The sequence below is a fragment of the Heyndrickxia coagulans 36D1 genome (assembly GCF_000169195.2).
GTDB lineage: Bacteria > Bacillota > Bacilli > Bacillales > Bacillaceae_C > Weizmannia > Weizmannia faecalis.
Genome location: NC_016023.1, coordinates 356353 through 370269 on the forward strand (window position 1 = coordinate 356353; position 13917 = coordinate 370269).

Here is a 13917-nt window from a genome sequence, read left to right on the forward strand (position 1 = left end):
ACTGTGCCCCCCTCTTTACGGCAGTGCTACGGAATGGGTATGCGAAACCGGCTTGAGATGGTACGGCTTCCCTTCCTCGTCAAAATAATCCCTGAAAGCTTGCCGGAATTCATTGTTGATTTTTTCCCGGTACTGTTTTTGTGCTGCTCTATTTTCCGGGTCCCCATTTGGAATCGCGGACAGCAGCCGTTTTGTGTAGATATGTTGCGGATTCTCGTAAATTTCGTCACTCGTCCCTTCTTCCACAAAACGCCCGCGGTACATGATGCCGATTCGGTCGCACATATGGCGGATAATGCCAAGGTCATGGCTAATAAATAGGTAGGTGAGCCCGAATTCTTTTTGGATGTCTTTCATAAAATTGAGCACCTGCGCCTGGACAGAAACATCAAGGGCGGAGACCGGCTCATCCGCAATGATCAGTTTCGGATTCAATGTCAGCGCCCGGGCAATGCCGATCCGCTGGCGCTGCCCTCCTGAAAATTCATGCGGGTATTTAAACATGGAGTCCGGACTCAGGCCGACTTTTTCCATGACTTCGCGGACTTTTTCCCGCTCTTGTTCGCGGGGCAGTTTCTCAAAATTGCGAATCGGTTCAGCGATAATATCCGCCACGCGCTTTTTCGGATTCAGGGAAGAATACGGATCCTGGAAGATCATTTGGATATCTTTCCGATAATGTTGAAATTCCTTCCGGCTGAGCCGGGCCAAATCCGTGCCTTCAAACACAATTTTGCCCGCTGTTGCATGATTCAGCCCGACGATCGTTCTGCCCGTTGTCGTTTTGCCGCAGCCCGATTCGCCGACAAGCCCGTACGTTTCTCCAGGCTGCAATTCGAAGCTGATATCATTGACCGCTTTTACATGATCGACCACCCGGCGGAAAAACCCGCCCCGTACCGGATAATAGACTTTTAGATTTTCGATCTTAAGAAGTGGCATGATACATATCCCCTGTCTCCATGTTCTGTTCGTCCGGGAAATAAAAATGTTTGTAACAGGTACAGCGCACCCAGTGGCCGTTTTCCACTTCGCGAAGAACCGGATTTTCTTCGTGCGCCGCGTCGCTGATCCAGCCAATCCTTGATTTAAAGCGGCATCCCGAGCGCGGCAGGTTCTTCAGTGAAGGAACAATGCCCTGGATGACATGCAATCTTTCTTTGGCTTCCGTCGCCGACGGGATTGAATTCAGCAAAGAACGGGTATAAGGATGTAACGGATTTTTGAAGAGTGTTGTAACATCCGCAATTTCGACAATTTCGCCTGCATACATGACGGCCACTCTGTCGGCCATTTCGGCAACGACGCCGAGATCATGGGTAATCAGAATAATGCCCGTCTTCATCTGGCGCTGCAAATCTTTCAGCAAATCCATAATTTGGGCCTGGATCGTGACATCAAGCGCGGTTGTCGGTTCATCCGCAATGACAAGCGACGGCTGGCAGGCGATCGCGATGGCAATGACCACCCGCTGCCTCATGCCGCCGGAAAGCTCATGCGGGTATTGCTTATATGTTCTTTCGGGATAAGGGATCCCGACCCGGCTTAACAATTCAAGCGTCCGTTTTTTCTTTTCGGAACCGGATAGTTTGGTGTGGTAATCCATGCTTTCTTCTATTTGCCGCCCGACCGTCATCAGCGGGTTCAGCGCAGTCAATGGATCCTGGAAAATAATGCCCATTTCCGCCCCGCGGATTTCATTCAGTTTCCCAGTCCCGAGCGGCACGAGATCCTGCCCTTTAAAGAGAATACGCCCTTCAACTTTTGTCTTTTCTTCCGGATGCAGCCCCATCACTGCCAGAGCGAGTGCACTTTTTCCGCAGCCGGATTCCCCGACAATCGCCACCACTTCATTTTCGTTGACGGTTAAAGAGACGTGATCGACCGCCGGATAGTATGTATCCTGGATTTGGAAAGAAACAGTCAAATCCTCAATTTGCAAAAGCGGTGGTTTTTCCAATATACAAAACCTCCCTTCGTAAAAGTAGAAAACAACGAAAATAGATTAAAATCTTATTAATTTATTGTTTAAATAATATTACAAAATTAAAAGAAACGCAATCATTTTTTTAGTTAAAATTATATTTGTATTTTTTTGGTACTTTATGGATTCAGGATTCCGGCGGGTTGGTAAACATTCCTTCTGCAAATATTTCGGAACGGCGGCCGAGATTTGCTATTGTAGAAAAAGAATGGGCCGTTTTATACTTCTCTATCAAATGGTATCCGAGTGCATATCCCATCATCGGCGGGACGTATTTTCTGCCGAAAAGAAGGTCATCATGAATTTTTTCTTCTTTTCCGGCTGCAAGATTTTTTTTGAAAAACTGTTGCCACGCATGTTTTTTCTGTTTTTCGGAATAGCGTTTTGATGTTTCCGATACATATTCTTCTCCGACATACTCGAGCACGGCATGTTCAGCAAGCCCTTCAAACACGAGGGAATCGAGCAAAGTATAGTCTCGCGGCGGTTTTTTCAACCTGCTCATTCTTGCCGCATGATGGTATTCATGGACAAACAGCGCTTCCCATTCTTTCCGGTCCCGAACCGGTGCAAGAAATAAAAAAACGGCACCCGGCAGTGTTACGCCCGATTTTCCGCGGCTGCGGCCAAAGTTGAAACCGTTTCCATTCCTGACTGGAAAAATGTAAATGTCCGGATCTGGCCCGTTCCAAAGCTTTTTGTATTTTGCATGATACTCCCCGATTTTCTCCCAGGCATCCGCTTTTTTCAACGCAGTAAAAATCTGTTCTGCCTGCCTTGAAGGGCGGTACATGCCGAAACGCTGCAAGTAGCGATAAAAATCTTCCGGATCTTCCCTTCCCTGTTTGATTGTTTCTAAAAACAGCTCCGGTTTTGAGAAAGCTTCTTCCATCCACACATCCGTCCGAATGATCCCCATCGCCGGTTCCCCCTCCCGTTTGCTTTATTTTATTGCGGAAGACCGGATTTTAGAAAATAAATTTTTCAAAAGCCAGAGCAGACTGCCGCACATCCCGGAATGCGTTTTTTCCCCTGTAAATTCATCTTTCCGCCCGCAAAAATCACACTTTTGAAACCGCCAGCACGGGAGTCTGTCCGCACCCTTTGATCCCCATGCCAAAACGTTATCGGAACCGCATGGGATGTTCCATCCCCTTTTCGCGACTCGGCTTTTCTAGCACGTGATCCTTGAAAAACGTTTCGCAATATTTGGTTTCGTTTCCATGCAAAAAGGGTATCCCATTTTAACCGGGATACCCCTTTTGGATCAGGCTTCGTATTTTTTAAAAGCAAGGGTTGCGTTGTGTCCGCCGAAACCGAGCGAATTGCTGATCGCTGCGTTCAGCTCCTGTTTGCGCGCTTTATCCGGAACATAGTCCAAATCGCATTCCGGATCAGGCGTTTGAATATTGATGGTTGGCGGAACAATGCCTTCTTTGATCGCAAGCACAGTAAAAATGGCTTCCACGCTGCCTGCTGCCCCGAGCAGATGGCCTGTCATCGATTTTGTCGAGCTGACGGCCAGTTTGTAAGCATGGTCGCCGAAAACCTCTTTAATCGCCATTGTCTCGTATTTATCATTATACGGCGTGCTTGTCCCATGGGCATTAATATAGCCGATTTCATCCGGGGCAAGGCCAGCATCATCAAGCGCCATTTGCATCGAGCGCGCGCCGCCTTCCCCGCCAGGCGCAGGCGCGGTAATATGGTAGGCATCCCCGGTTGACCCGTAGCCAACCACTTCCGCATAAATTTTGGCTCCGCGTTTTAAAGCATGTTCTAAGTCTTCAAGCACCAAAATGCCGGCGCCTTCGCCGATGACAAACCCGTCCCGGTTTAAATCAAACGGGCGGCTTGCCGTTTCCGGATCCGGATTGGTGGACAGCGCTGTATTGGCACAAAATCCCGCGAACGACATTCTTGTAATCGGCGCTTCCGTCCCGCCTGCAATCATAGCATCGCAATCGCCGCGCTGGATCGCTTTAAAGGCGTCCCCGATTGAGTTTGTTCCCGTTGCACACGCCGTGACGGTGCAGGAGTTAATCCCTTTTGCGCCAAGAATGATCGAAACCTGGCCTGCTGCCATATCCGGAATCATCATCGGTACAAAGAAAGGGCTCACACGCCGGTATCCGCGCTTTTGGAATACTTCAAACTGGTTTTCGAATGTTTCCATGCCGCCGATTCCGGAACCGATCCAGACGCCGACACGGGTTGCGTTTTCTTCGTTGATCGTAAGTCCGGCATCTTTTACCGCCATCAGTGCAGATGCAACCGCATAATGGGTAAAACGGTCCATTTTGCGGGCTTCTCTTCGTTCAATAAATTCTTCGATGTTAAAGTCTCTCACTTCAGCTGCCACTTTTGCCGGAAACTGGTCCGCATCCAGCCTTGTCAGCGGGCCGATGCCGGATTTCCCGTCCAGCACAGTTTCCCAGGCTGTCCGCGCATCATTTCCGACCGGCGTGACAGCCCCGATTCCCGTAACAACCACTCTTCTTTTTTCCATTATGCCATCTCCTTTTCCTGGTATAAGAAGACCGTGTTTCTTACAATCTGTATGCTGCATTTAAGCGTGTTATCTTCCCCATCTGATCAGTACGGCTCCCCAGGTCAGTCCGCCGCCGAAGCCGACCATCAGGATGAGGTCATCCTCTTTGATCTTTCCTTCTTCCAGTTCATCCACCAATGAAATCGGTATGGATGCCGCCGAAGTATTCCCGTATTTGTGGATTGTTTTCGACATTTTTTCCACCGGCAGGCCGAGCCTTTCCCGCGCAGATTCCATGATTCGGATATTGGCCTGGTGCGGAATTAAGAAATCGATGTCTTCCTTCCTGACGCCGGCCTTTTCGATCACGCGCACGCTCGATTCGCCCATTTGGCGGACGGCAAATTTAAACACTTCACGACCGTTCATGACAAGATGGCCACTTTTATCTTCATACAAATATTTTCCGCCTGAACCGTCCGAACCGAGTTCAAAAGCAAGGATGCCCCTGCCTTCCGATACCGGGCCGACAACCGCTGCGCCCGCCCCGTCGCCGAACAGCACCGCCGTACTGCGGTCTTCCCAGTTCGTGATCTTGGATAATTTCTCAACACCTACAATTAAAACATATTTATACGTTTTCGTCTCAATAAATTGCTTGGCCGTCGCAAGCCCGTACATAAAACCGGAACAGGCCGCACTGATATCCATCGCGGCAGCTTTTTTTGCGCCGAGGCGGTCCTGCAACATATTCGATACCGTCGGAAACGGCTGATCCGGCGTCACGGTCGCAACAAGGATTAAGTCGAGCTCTTCCGCGGAAATGCCTGCATGTTTCACCGCTTTTACAGCCGCTTCATATGCCATATCGGAAGTCTCCATATCATCCGCTGCAATCCGCCGTTCTTCAATCCCGGTTCTCGTCCGGATCCATTCATCCGACGTGTCCATCATTTTTTCAAAGTCTGCATTTGTTAAAACCTTTTCAGGATTATATTTTCCGACACCGATAATGCCAGCATTCATTTTGCATTCCTTCTTTCACTAAAATAATCAAAGCGGCATAATTCCTTATCGCACAATATTATGACCTGCTCCTAATTATAACAAAGCCCTGTTTGCTTGTCACGAATAGAAGAAAATACGGGCCATCCCACAATGGCGGGATAAAAAAACGTGCTGCCAATAGGGCGGGGCCGCGCGGATCGCATGGTGCTTGTTTTCCTCCGCTATAAGATCCGGGCCATTGATGCAAGCCGATTCAGTTTTTCTGTCATATGCTGATCATAGATCCGGACCGCCCTCATCCTGGCAAAAAAGAAGGAAAGGAAGTGAAAAAATGGAAGAACATGAAAAAATCCACCCTTTCGACCGGATGTTTTTCCCGCAAAAGCGGCAAGAGCCGCCCGGGACCGGACAGGAAGAAGCAGATGAAGAAATAAACGGCGGCTTGTTTGACCTTTCTTTTTTCCGGAATGTGGATATGGAAGCGTTGCTGGATCAAGCTGACAAAGTCGTTGGCATTTTCGAGGAGTTTAAGCCGTTGTTCCGGAAAATCACGCCGGTTTTTGAAAAGTGGCTTTCCCATTTTGAAAAGGAAGATTAGCGTTCTTTAGCTGTTCTTCCGTTGACAGGCGATTTGCTGTTGAATCGCGGCCTGCCAGGAAACGGACGGCCGGACGATCATCGGTTCCAGTTCACCTTTTGCCTCAAGCCTGCACGAAGGAAGCGTGGGGCTGCCTGTATCCTGCGTTAAAAACCGGGCGACAGGCTCCCATCCGTTTCCGTCAGGGCTTTTTAAATAAAAGGCTTTCCCCGTTTCCCCTTTTTCAAGCTCGGAGACAATGGCCACTGCGGCATCTGCTGCAAAAAGGGCATCGCGGTCGTCATATTTCAAGTCCGGTTCCGGATTCCCGTTAATCATTTGGGAAAAAGCAAGGCTCCCGGGCTGACCGGGGCCGAACAGTGCCGGAACAAAAAAGGTAATGCGTGCGCAATCGCCAAGCACGCCGGGAACCCATTCTGCCTGTTCCGCAACCGCCAGATGGTTTGGAAGAATGAGCGCCACACATTCGATTTGCGCTTTAAACGGTTCTAAAAAGCGGCATGCATCTTGTAAATCTTCACGGGCATCCCGGACATAATAATCGTATACCGGAATGCAGCATGTGCATTTTTCCGGCGACAACCGGCTCAGAGGCTGGTAATCCAAATTGGCATTTCTTCCGATTTCCATCCATCTTTCTTCCAACAAAAACCCGGGATCCGTTTCTTGATCAGCCGCTATAACCGGATACCCCGCATCAAGCAGTGCCTTGCACAGCTCAAATCCGAAGAACGCCCCGGCACCAATGACAAGTGCTTGATTCATGGCCGGCCCTCCATTCATCTTTATTCAAGCATATGCTTTTCCCGCCGTAAAGATACTTCCGGACGATCCAAAACGGACAAAAGGCCGCTGTGCCCATTTTTCGTTCCAGCCTTCGGGAAAAATTTCATCCGCGGCAACCGGGTATGTGTAAAATTTTACTCGAAGGGGCAAATGAGTGGAAAAAAATGGGAAGACGCTCTATCATCTAATTGTACACTTCAAGATGAACATCTAGAGAGAGAGGTCTTCCCATGGATATTATATCAATAATTGCTGGATTATTAAAGGATACAAAGAGTCTTATCGAATTTGAAGAACAGCTTAAACTTCTGATGCAGAAGGCTTTTACACAATGGGTTGGGGATGTATTTGAGGAGTTAGATAAAACAATTAAACAAAAGAAGTTGGAGGAAGGCTGGGAGTACTGCCGTAGTGATAACAGAAGCGTTCAGTTTCTATTTGGAAGTGTGACTTTTAAACGTTCATTAATGCGTGATAAGAGAGGGAACTCACATTATCCCTTGGATGAATGCTTGGGGCTGGTACCCCACCGGAGATATAGCCCGTTAGTGGAATTAAAGGTGGCAGAGTTGGCAAGTGAGAACACCTATCGGGAGGTGGCGAATATTTTAAAAGAATGGACAGCCGTGAGTCTTAGTCATACAACTGTAGGGGAAATGGTGAAACGCGTAGGAAAAACGCAGGTGGAAGCCGACAAGGCCCTTGTAGAAGAGATGGAAATAGCTGCTTCACTGCCTGATGGGAAGAAGGTAGACTACCTGTTTTCCGAAGCAGATGGCGTATTCATCCGGGGACTGGAAAAGAAACAGGGTATGGAAGTCCGCCATGCCATTCTCTATGAAGGTTGGGAAACCAATGGAAAAAGGGTCTCCCTGCGTCAGCCCACAGTCATCATGACGACGGAAGACATTCAGACATTTTGGGATGAAGTCCAAGCCACAGCTGCCAACACCTATTCCCTCGAAAAAGCGCAAGTCATTACAAACAGTGATGGAGGTGCTGGGTACACAGCTGAACGGTTTCAAACAGCATTCTCACAGTCGGAATTTCCGGTGCTCAACCAGCTGGATACCTACCACGTTGCACAAGCCATCATAAGGACATTTGGGGGCGGAAAGAGCGAGATCAAGGAGCAAATTAGAAAAGCGATTAGAACGCATAACCTGGACCAATTCACGTTATATTTGGATACGCACGAAAGCACCTTGACGGATAAAAAGGCTCTCAAGAAAATCAAGGAATTCCGTTCGTATATCTTGAAAAACTGGGACCGCATTTTTGACTGGAGGGACAGGGTGAAAAACGTGCCGGAAGGTGCGAGAGGCCTAGGAGCTATGGAATCGAACCAAAGGCATATCTCCTTCAGGATGAAAAAAAGGGGCATGCATTGGAGTGAACTTGGCGCAGAAGCCATGGTGAAAATCAAACAAGGCATGCTCAATGGGACATTGAGAGAAGCCTATCTGAAACACCGTTCAAGAAGCGAGAGAAAGCAACGGAACTTGAAACAATCCATCAGGATGTCTCAACTACTCAAGCAGCCTGTACGCCCGTCAGTGGGCGTAAAGCACGGATCAGTTGCCCTGCATTCAAGCAGTTCATCGGCAATGGGACATTTAAGCAAAATATTAGAGCTTTCGTTTTAAGCCTGGCTCAGTGGGGACTGATCGTTGAGGCGCGCGAAATTTACGAGACTCCTGCGGGAAAAGCGAGCCAGGAGAGACCCCGCAGCGAGGTACGAGCGAGGAGGCTCGCCGGCCGCCCGCGGAAAGCGAGTGAATTTCGCGCGCCTCAACATCCCCGTTATCCATCTTTATACGGAAATATTACATCTTTTCCGAAAATTACACCGAGCAAGTAAAGCACGGTAGCCGAAAGTGTACAAAAAGAGTGTCTTGGAATACCCGATATTTAAACCTTGTCGAGAAAAACTTGACACATACGCAACCGGGTTCCCCTTTTCCAATGGCTGCGGCTGTGATAAGATAAAGGGTGATTTAAAAAGTGTTTTTCAATCGGGGTGAAAGTATGAAATACATCGTAACGATTTTTTGGGTGTTTTTACTGAGCCAAATGCTCGGCTACGTTGGCAGTGCCATGTCAAACTCGCATTACAGCATGAAAACGATGGCCATTATGTCGCTTGTCATTTCCGCTGCTGCATTTATTGTCAATGCAGCATTGCCGAAAAACACAAGTCCCGAACATTAAATCAAAACACCCCTCACCGGAAATCGGGAGGCGCTGATTCAAAGTGCCTCCCGGTTTTTTCATCATGATTCGGTTGTCACTTGAAGCGAGCCGTCTTTCACATCAAGCGTGACGGTTTGATGCGGCTTCACCTTTCCCGCAATGATTTCTTTTGCAAGCCTCGTTTCAATTTGATGCTGGATAAACCTTTTCAACGGCCGTGCCCCGTACACCGGATCATAGGCCGATTCCGCAATCCATTTTTTCGCCTCATCGGACAGCTGAAGCCCGACCGATTGTTCAGCGAGGCGTGCAGCCAATTCGTGCATCATTTTATCCACGATGCCCATCATATTTTCCAGCGTGAGCGGCTTGAATAAGATGATATCGTCAATCCGGTTTAAAAATTCGGGCCGGAACGACGCGTGCAACTGTGCCATCACCGCATTTTTCGTCTCTTCGCTGATGTCATCGCCTTTGATATCGAGCAAATAGGACGACCCGATATTTGACGTCATGATCACGATCGCATTTTTAAAATCAACCGTCCGTCCCTGTGAATCAGTGATACGGCCGTCATCGAGCACCTGGAGCAAGATATTGAACACTTCCGGGTGGGCTTTTTCAATTTCATCCAGCAAAATGACGGAATACGGTTTCCGCCGCACCGCTTCAGTGAGCTGGCCGCCTTCTTCATAGCCGACATATCCCGGTGGCGCCCCGATCAGCCGCGAGACCGCAAATTTTTCCATATATTCACTCATGTCGATTCGGATCATATGATTTTCATCGTCAAATAAATGCTGTGCCAGTGCTTTGGCAAGTTCTGTCTTCCCAACGCCGGTAGGGCCGAGAAAAATAAAGGATCCGATCGGGCGGTTCGGGTCTTTCATGCCGGCTCTGGCTCTTAGAACCGCGTCGCTGACAAGGCGGACAGCTTCATCCTGGCCGATGACGCGTTCATGTAAAATGCTTTCCAGCTTTAGCAGTTTTTCGCGTTCGCTTTGCACAAGTTTTGCCACAGGGATCCCTGTCCAGCGCGCGACAATCGCTGCAATTTCTTCTTCTGTGACTTCTTCGCGCAAAATCCGCCCGCTGCCTTCTTTTTCCGCCATTTGCTGTTCGAGCTGTTTTAATTCTTTTTCAACGGCCGGAATCCTGCCATGCCGAAGTTCAGCCGCTTTGTTCAAATCATACCGGTTTTCCGCTTCTTCAAGATCGCGCCGGTATTTTTCAAGCAATTCCCGTTTTTCCTGTACTTTTTGCAATTCCGCTTTTTCAGCCTGCCATTTGGCGCGCATCCGGTTCGCTTCTTCTTTCAAATTGGCAAGCTCTTTTTGCAAAATGCCAAGGCGGGCTTTGCTTGCTTCATCCGTTTCTTTTTGCAAAGCGGCTTCTTCAATTTCCAGCTGCATGACACGCCTTGTCACTTCATCGAGTTCCGTCGGCATAGAATCCATTTCAACACGGATGTTTGCGCAGGCTTCATCGACAAGATCGATCGCCTTATCCGGCAAAAAACGGTCGGTAATATAACGGTTTGATAATGTTGCTGCAGCGACAAGCGCTTTGTCATGGATGCGGACGCCGTGGTGGATTTCAAAACGTTCCCTTAACCCTCTTAAAATCGAAATCGTATCCTCCACATCCGGCTCCTGGACGAGCACTTGCTGGAAACGGCGTTCGAGGGCCGCATCTTTTTCAATATACTGCCGATATTCGTTCAGGGTCGTCGCGCCGATGCAGTGCAGTTCACCACGGGCAAGCATTGGCTTCAGCATATTGCCGGCATCCATTGCCCCTTCTGTTTTGCCGGCGCCGACAATCGTGTGCAGTTCATCGATAAACAGCAAAATCTGCCCGTTGCTTTTTTTAATTTCCTGCAATACCGCCTTCAGCCGTTCTTCAAATTCCCCCCTGAACTTGGCGCCTGCAACAAGCGCCCCGAGGTCGAGTGAAAAAATCGTTTTGTCTTTTAAGCCTTCCGGGACATCTTTCCTGACGATCCGCTGGGCAAGCCCCTCGACAATGGCCGTTTTCCCAACGCCGGGTTCGCCGATCAGAACAGGGTTGTTTTTCGTTTTCCGTGATAAAATCCGGATGACGTTCCGGATTTCCGCATCCCGGCCGATAACAGGGTCGATTTTTCCGGCTTTAACGGCTTCAACAAGGTCAGTGCCGTATTTTTTTAAAACATTGTAGGTTGCTTCCGGGTTTTGCGAGGCCACTTTTTGATTCCCCCTTATGTTTTTGATCACCTGAAGCAGTTGCTGTTTCGTGATCCTGCTTTTCAAATACCGGGACAGGTCATCGTGTTCGACATCCATGACAGCAAGGGCCAGATGTTCAACCGAAATGTACTCGTCCTGGAGCGCGCGCATTTCTTCTTCCGCGAGTCTGAACAGCTCGATCAGCGCCGCAGACAAATACGGCGCGCTTTGCCCGGTCACTTCCGGCTTTTTCGCGAGAATCCCATCTGCAATTTTTCCAATTTCTTCCTTGCTTAAGCCAAGGCCGTTATATATCTCAGGAAGCAGGCTGTCCGGCTTTTCCATTAACGTTTTCCATAAATGGGCAATATCGAGTTCCGGGTGATGTTTTTGAGCGGCCAGCTGCTGGGCTTCCGCCAACCCTTCCTGTACCGTAAAAGTCATGCGGTTGATATCCATCCATTCCACCTCCGAATGGCGCGTACCGTTTAACGCGGCGCGGGCACCTGTCCTTATTTTACCGTTTTTCCTTTGACGGCAGCAAAAAAACGGGGATTTCTCCCCGTTTTGATTTTAAGGTTTGCGTTTGCGCCTCCAATGGCGGGCATCGTTCGTTGTTTCCGGAAAGCGGTCGCCCCTGCTAAGATGGGCGCTTTTCGGGTTTACGACCGGGTCGCCATTTTCGCCAACTTCTACATAAACCCCATTATTCGGTGCTTTGCTTCCGGGGTGAAACAGGTTGCTTTGCCCCAAAGTAACGCCCCCTTTTTTTATCGTCAGCATTAGTTTGGGCTGATCTTGTTAAAGCATGAGCGCTTATTTTTGCCAGCCAAAAAATACAACGACGAAGAGGGGGCTGTTTAATCAGTTAATTCCGAGCGCAATTTTGGCATAACGCGACATGCGGTCTTTTGTCCACGGCGGGTTCCAGACGATATTGACATGGGTGTCCTTCACTTCAGGAATGTCCTGTACCGCCATTTGCACCTGGTCAACGAGAATTCCCGCGAGCGGGCAGCCCATTGCGGTCAGGGTCATGGTCACCGTCAGGCAGCCTTCCTCATCTAGGTCGAGATCATACACAAGCCCGAGGTTTACAATATCTATGCCAATTTCCGGGTCAATCACTTGTTCAAGCGCGCCCATAATGTTTTCTTTCAATGCTTCATCCATGGTTTTCAAACCTCCTCCGTAACTATCATAACAAAACGGTATGCAAGATAAAAATGCTTTACAGCAGGTTTTTAAGCTGGGAAAATGTTATATTATTTAGTATAATGGATCATCACGAAAATTGCATGTAAACTGAATCATTTCGAGAAAAAGGAGAAATTCAAATGCCTCAACCTTATTTAATTGCATTGGATCTTGACGGCACATTGTTAAATGATGAAAAGACCATCTCCCCGAAAACAAAATCCGTTCTGCAAAAAACAATCAAAGCCGGCCATAAGGTCATCATCTCTACCGGCCGCCCTTTCCGCTCCAGCCAGCCGTATTATGAAGAACTTGGACTCGATACGCCGATTGTCAATTTTAACGGCGCTTTTGTCCACCATCCGAAAAATACGGGCTTTGGCATCTATCATGAACCGATGCCGCTTCAAGTAGCAAAATCGATCGTTGAAACATGCGGCGATTTCCGGCTGTATAATATTGTAGCAGAAGTGAAAGATGAGGTGTACCTCCATTATCACGACGAAAAACTGCTCAATATTTTTCAAATTGGAAACCCGCATGTCACAACCGGAAATTTAATGCGCTTTTTAAAAGACGAGCCGACGTCCATGCTGATCCATGCAGCAAAGGAAGACGTGCCGTTGATCCGCAGCTACTTAAGCGATGTCCATGCCGAAGTGATCGACCACAGGCGCTGGGGGGCACCGTGGCACATCATCGAGATCATTAAAGCCGGGCTGAATAAAGCGGCCGGCGTGAAAAAAGTCGCCGACGCCTACGGAATACCGAAAGAACGGATCATTGCCTTCGGGGATGAAGACAACGACCTGGAAATGATTGAATACGCGGGGACGGGGGTTGCGATGGGAAATGCCATTCCGGCCTTAAAAGCAATCGCAAATGAAATCACCCTTTCCAATACGGAAGACGGCATTGGCCTTTTTCTTGAAGAAGCGCTGAATTTGAAAGCCATCTCCTGAAAAACGCATAATCAGCACCGGGAATTCCAACACTATAAATGGGCGCGGCACCCCGTGCACCCTTCCCGTAAAGGCGGTGTTTCGTTTGGGCAGAAGCAGCAAATCGAAACGTTTTGTCCATCAGGGAAAAGATGCAGTGAAAAAGTATAGCGAGCGTTTCCCGTATCACTCCACATTGGCCGAAGCAGAAGCGAACAGGAGCGAAGAAGGCAATTCGGGAGGCATCTTATAATGGCGAACCGACTGTTTCAAGAGGCCAGGCAATTTGTCGAACTGGCGAAAGAGACGGCTGCTTTCGGAACGGAACAAGAAAAAAACGAAATGGTGCAAAAAGCGAAAAACGCCTTATCCAGTGCATATGCCAACACGACACTTGCAGAAAAAGCACAGCTGCGCGACATGCAGCATGAACTTGGAAAATTGGAATAGCTGCCGACTTCCGGCAGCTATTCCTTTTATTTATGTGGTTTTGCTTGTTGTCTTTGGCATGT

Annotated in this window: 15 protein-coding genes; 6 read left to right on the top strand and 9 right to left on the bottom strand. The window is 48.6% G+C overall.

All coding sequences use genetic code 11. The annotated features are described in order from the left end of the window. Positions 1–15 precede the first annotated feature (15 nt). The 5 genes from BCOA_RS18970 to BCOA_RS18990 form a co-directional block, all read right to left on the bottom strand. The gene (locus tag BCOA_RS18970) at positions 16–942 is read right to left on the bottom strand and encodes an ABC transporter ATP-binding protein (protein ID WP_014095740.1); all 927 of its coding nucleotides are present in this window, start codon (positions 940–942) and stop codon (positions 16–18) included. After that, complete coding sequence (locus tag BCOA_RS18975) at positions 929–1960, bottom strand: ABC transporter ATP-binding protein (protein ID WP_014095741.1); 1032 nt, start codon at positions 1958–1960, stop codon at positions 929–931. The genes BCOA_RS18970 and BCOA_RS18975 overlap by 14 nt, the downstream gene beginning before the upstream one ends. A 151-nt stretch (positions 1961–2111) precedes the next feature. Continuing rightward, positions 2112–2903, bottom strand: a complete 792-nt coding sequence (locus tag BCOA_RS18980; protein ID WP_014095742.1) for a DUF2268 domain-containing protein — start codon at positions 2901–2903, stop codon at positions 2112–2114. Between the two features lie 348 nt (positions 2904–3251). Next, positions 3252–4493 (bottom strand): beta-ketoacyl-ACP synthase II, encoded by a 1242-nt coding sequence (fabF, locus tag BCOA_RS18985; RefSeq protein ID WP_014095743.1) that lies wholly within the window; start codon positions 4491–4493, stop codon positions 3252–3254. A gap of 69 nt (positions 4494–4562) precedes the next feature. Next, positions 4563–5501, bottom strand: a complete 939-nt coding sequence (locus BCOA_RS18990; protein WP_014095744.1) for a beta-ketoacyl-ACP synthase III — start codon at positions 5499–5501, stop codon at positions 4563–4565. 313 nt (positions 5502–5814) lie between these two features. On the opposite strand from BCOA_RS18990, the gene BCOA_RS18995 reads away from it, so the two are divergent. Further along, the gene (locus BCOA_RS18995) at positions 5815–6081 is read left to right on the top strand and encodes a hypothetical protein (protein WP_014095745.1); all 267 of its coding nucleotides are present in this window, start codon (positions 5815–5817) and stop codon (positions 6079–6081) included. Between the two features lie 6 nt (positions 6082–6087). Here the strand turns inward: BCOA_RS18995 and BCOA_RS19000 are convergent, their stop codons facing one another. Then, entirely contained in the window at positions 6088–6846 is a 759-nt protein-coding gene (locus tag BCOA_RS19000; RefSeq protein ID WP_014095746.1) for an NADP-binding protein, read from the bottom strand. Between the two features lie 251 nt (positions 6847–7097). Between BCOA_RS19000 and BCOA_RS19005 the strand changes: the two genes are divergently transcribed. Both BCOA_RS19005 and BCOA_RS19010 read left to right on the top strand, forming a co-directional pair. Beyond that, positions 7098–8513, top strand: coding sequence for an ISLre2 family transposase (locus BCOA_RS19005; protein WP_014095747.1), 1416 nt, complete (start codon positions 7098–7100; stop codon positions 8511–8513). Between the two features lie 382 nt (positions 8514–8895). Further along, positions 8896–9078, top strand: coding sequence for a YjzD family protein (locus BCOA_RS19010; RefSeq protein WP_017550190.1), 183 nt, complete (start codon positions 8896–8898; stop codon positions 9076–9078). Between the two features lie 62 nt (positions 9079–9140). On the opposite strand, the gene clpB is transcribed toward BCOA_RS19010, so the two are convergent. From clpB to BCOA_RS19025, 3 genes are all read right to left on the bottom strand, one after another. Then, positions 9141–11726 carry an ATP-dependent chaperone ClpB gene (clpB, locus tag BCOA_RS19015; protein WP_014095748.1) on the bottom strand — a complete coding sequence of 862 codons (2586 nt, stop codon included), beginning with the start codon at positions 11724–11726 and terminating at the stop codon, positions 9141–9143. A gap of 114 nt (positions 11727–11840) precedes the next feature. Continuing rightward, positions 11841–12020, bottom strand: coding sequence for a YjzC family protein (locus BCOA_RS19020; protein ID WP_014095749.1), 180 nt, complete (start codon positions 12018–12020; stop codon positions 11841–11843). Between the two features lie 111 nt (positions 12021–12131). Then, positions 12132–12440, bottom strand: a complete 309-nt coding sequence (locus BCOA_RS19025; RefSeq protein WP_014095750.1) for a metal-sulfur cluster assembly factor — start codon at positions 12438–12440, stop codon at positions 12132–12134. 164 nt (positions 12441–12604) lie between these two features. On the opposite strand from BCOA_RS19025, the gene BCOA_RS19030 reads away from it, so the two are divergent. The 3 genes from BCOA_RS19030 (at position 12605) to BCOA_RS19035 (ending at position 13855) form a co-directional block, all read left to right on the top strand. Then, on the top strand, positions 12605–13426 hold the full coding sequence (locus BCOA_RS19030; RefSeq protein WP_014095751.1) for a Cof-type HAD-IIB family hydrolase: 822 nt from the start codon (positions 12605–12607) through the stop codon (positions 13424–13426). Between the two features lie 85 nt (positions 13427–13511). Further along, positions 13512–13658, top strand: a complete 147-nt coding sequence (locus BCOA_RS35245) for a hypothetical protein (RefSeq protein ID WP_017550193.1) — start codon at positions 13512–13514, stop codon at positions 13656–13658. Beyond that, positions 13658–13855: a DUF3813 domain-containing protein gene (locus tag BCOA_RS19035; protein ID WP_014095752.1), complete on the top strand. Its 198-nt coding sequence runs from the start codon at positions 13658–13660 to the stop codon at positions 13853–13855. The genes BCOA_RS35245 and BCOA_RS19035 overlap by 1 nt, the downstream gene beginning before the upstream one ends. Positions 13856–13917 lie beyond the last annotated feature (62 nt).

What these genes read in the sequence shown, in the direction of transcription:
- BCOA_RS18970 (WP_014095740.1), bottom strand. Translation starts at nt 942, where the DNA reads ATGCCACTTCTTAAGATCGAAAATCTAAAAGTCTATTATCCGGTACGG.
- BCOA_RS18980 (WP_014095742.1), bottom strand. Translation starts at nt 2,903, where the DNA reads ATGGGGATCATTCGGACGGATGTGTGGATGGAAGAAGCTTTCTCAAAA.
- fabF (WP_014095743.1), bottom strand. Translation starts at nt 4,493, where the DNA reads ATGGAAAAAAGAAGAGTGGTTGTTACGGGAATCGGGGCTGTCACGCCG.
- BCOA_RS18990 (WP_014095744.1), bottom strand. Translation starts at nt 5,501, where the DNA reads ATGAATGCTGGCATTATCGGTGTCGGAAAATATAATCCTGAAAAGGTT.
- BCOA_RS18995 (WP_014095745.1), top strand. Translation starts at nt 5,815, where the DNA reads ATGGAAGAACATGAAAAAATCCACCCTTTCGACCGGATGTTTTTCCCG.
- BCOA_RS19000 (WP_014095746.1), bottom strand. Translation starts at nt 6,846, where the DNA reads ATGAATCAAGCACTTGTCATTGGTGCCGGGGCGTTCTTCGGATTTGAG.
- BCOA_RS19005 (WP_014095747.1), top strand. Translation starts at nt 7,098, where the DNA reads ATGGATATTATATCAATAATTGCTGGATTATTAAAGGATACAAAGAGT.
- BCOA_RS19010 (WP_017550190.1), top strand. Translation starts at nt 8,896, where the DNA reads ATGAAATACATCGTAACGATTTTTTGGGTGTTTTTACTGAGCCAAATG.
- clpB (WP_014095748.1), bottom strand. Translation starts at nt 11,726, where the DNA reads ATGGATATCAACCGCATGACTTTTACGGTACAGGAAGGGTTGGCGGAA.
- BCOA_RS19025 (WP_014095750.1), bottom strand. Translation starts at nt 12,440, where the DNA reads ATGGATGAAGCATTGAAAGAAAACATTATGGGCGCGCTTGAACAAGTG.
- BCOA_RS19030 (WP_014095751.1), top strand. Translation starts at nt 12,605, where the DNA reads ATGCCTCAACCTTATTTAATTGCATTGGATCTTGACGGCACATTGTTA.
- BCOA_RS19035 (WP_014095752.1), top strand. Translation starts at nt 13,658, where the DNA reads ATGGCGAACCGACTGTTTCAAGAGGCCAGGCAATTTGTCGAACTGGCG.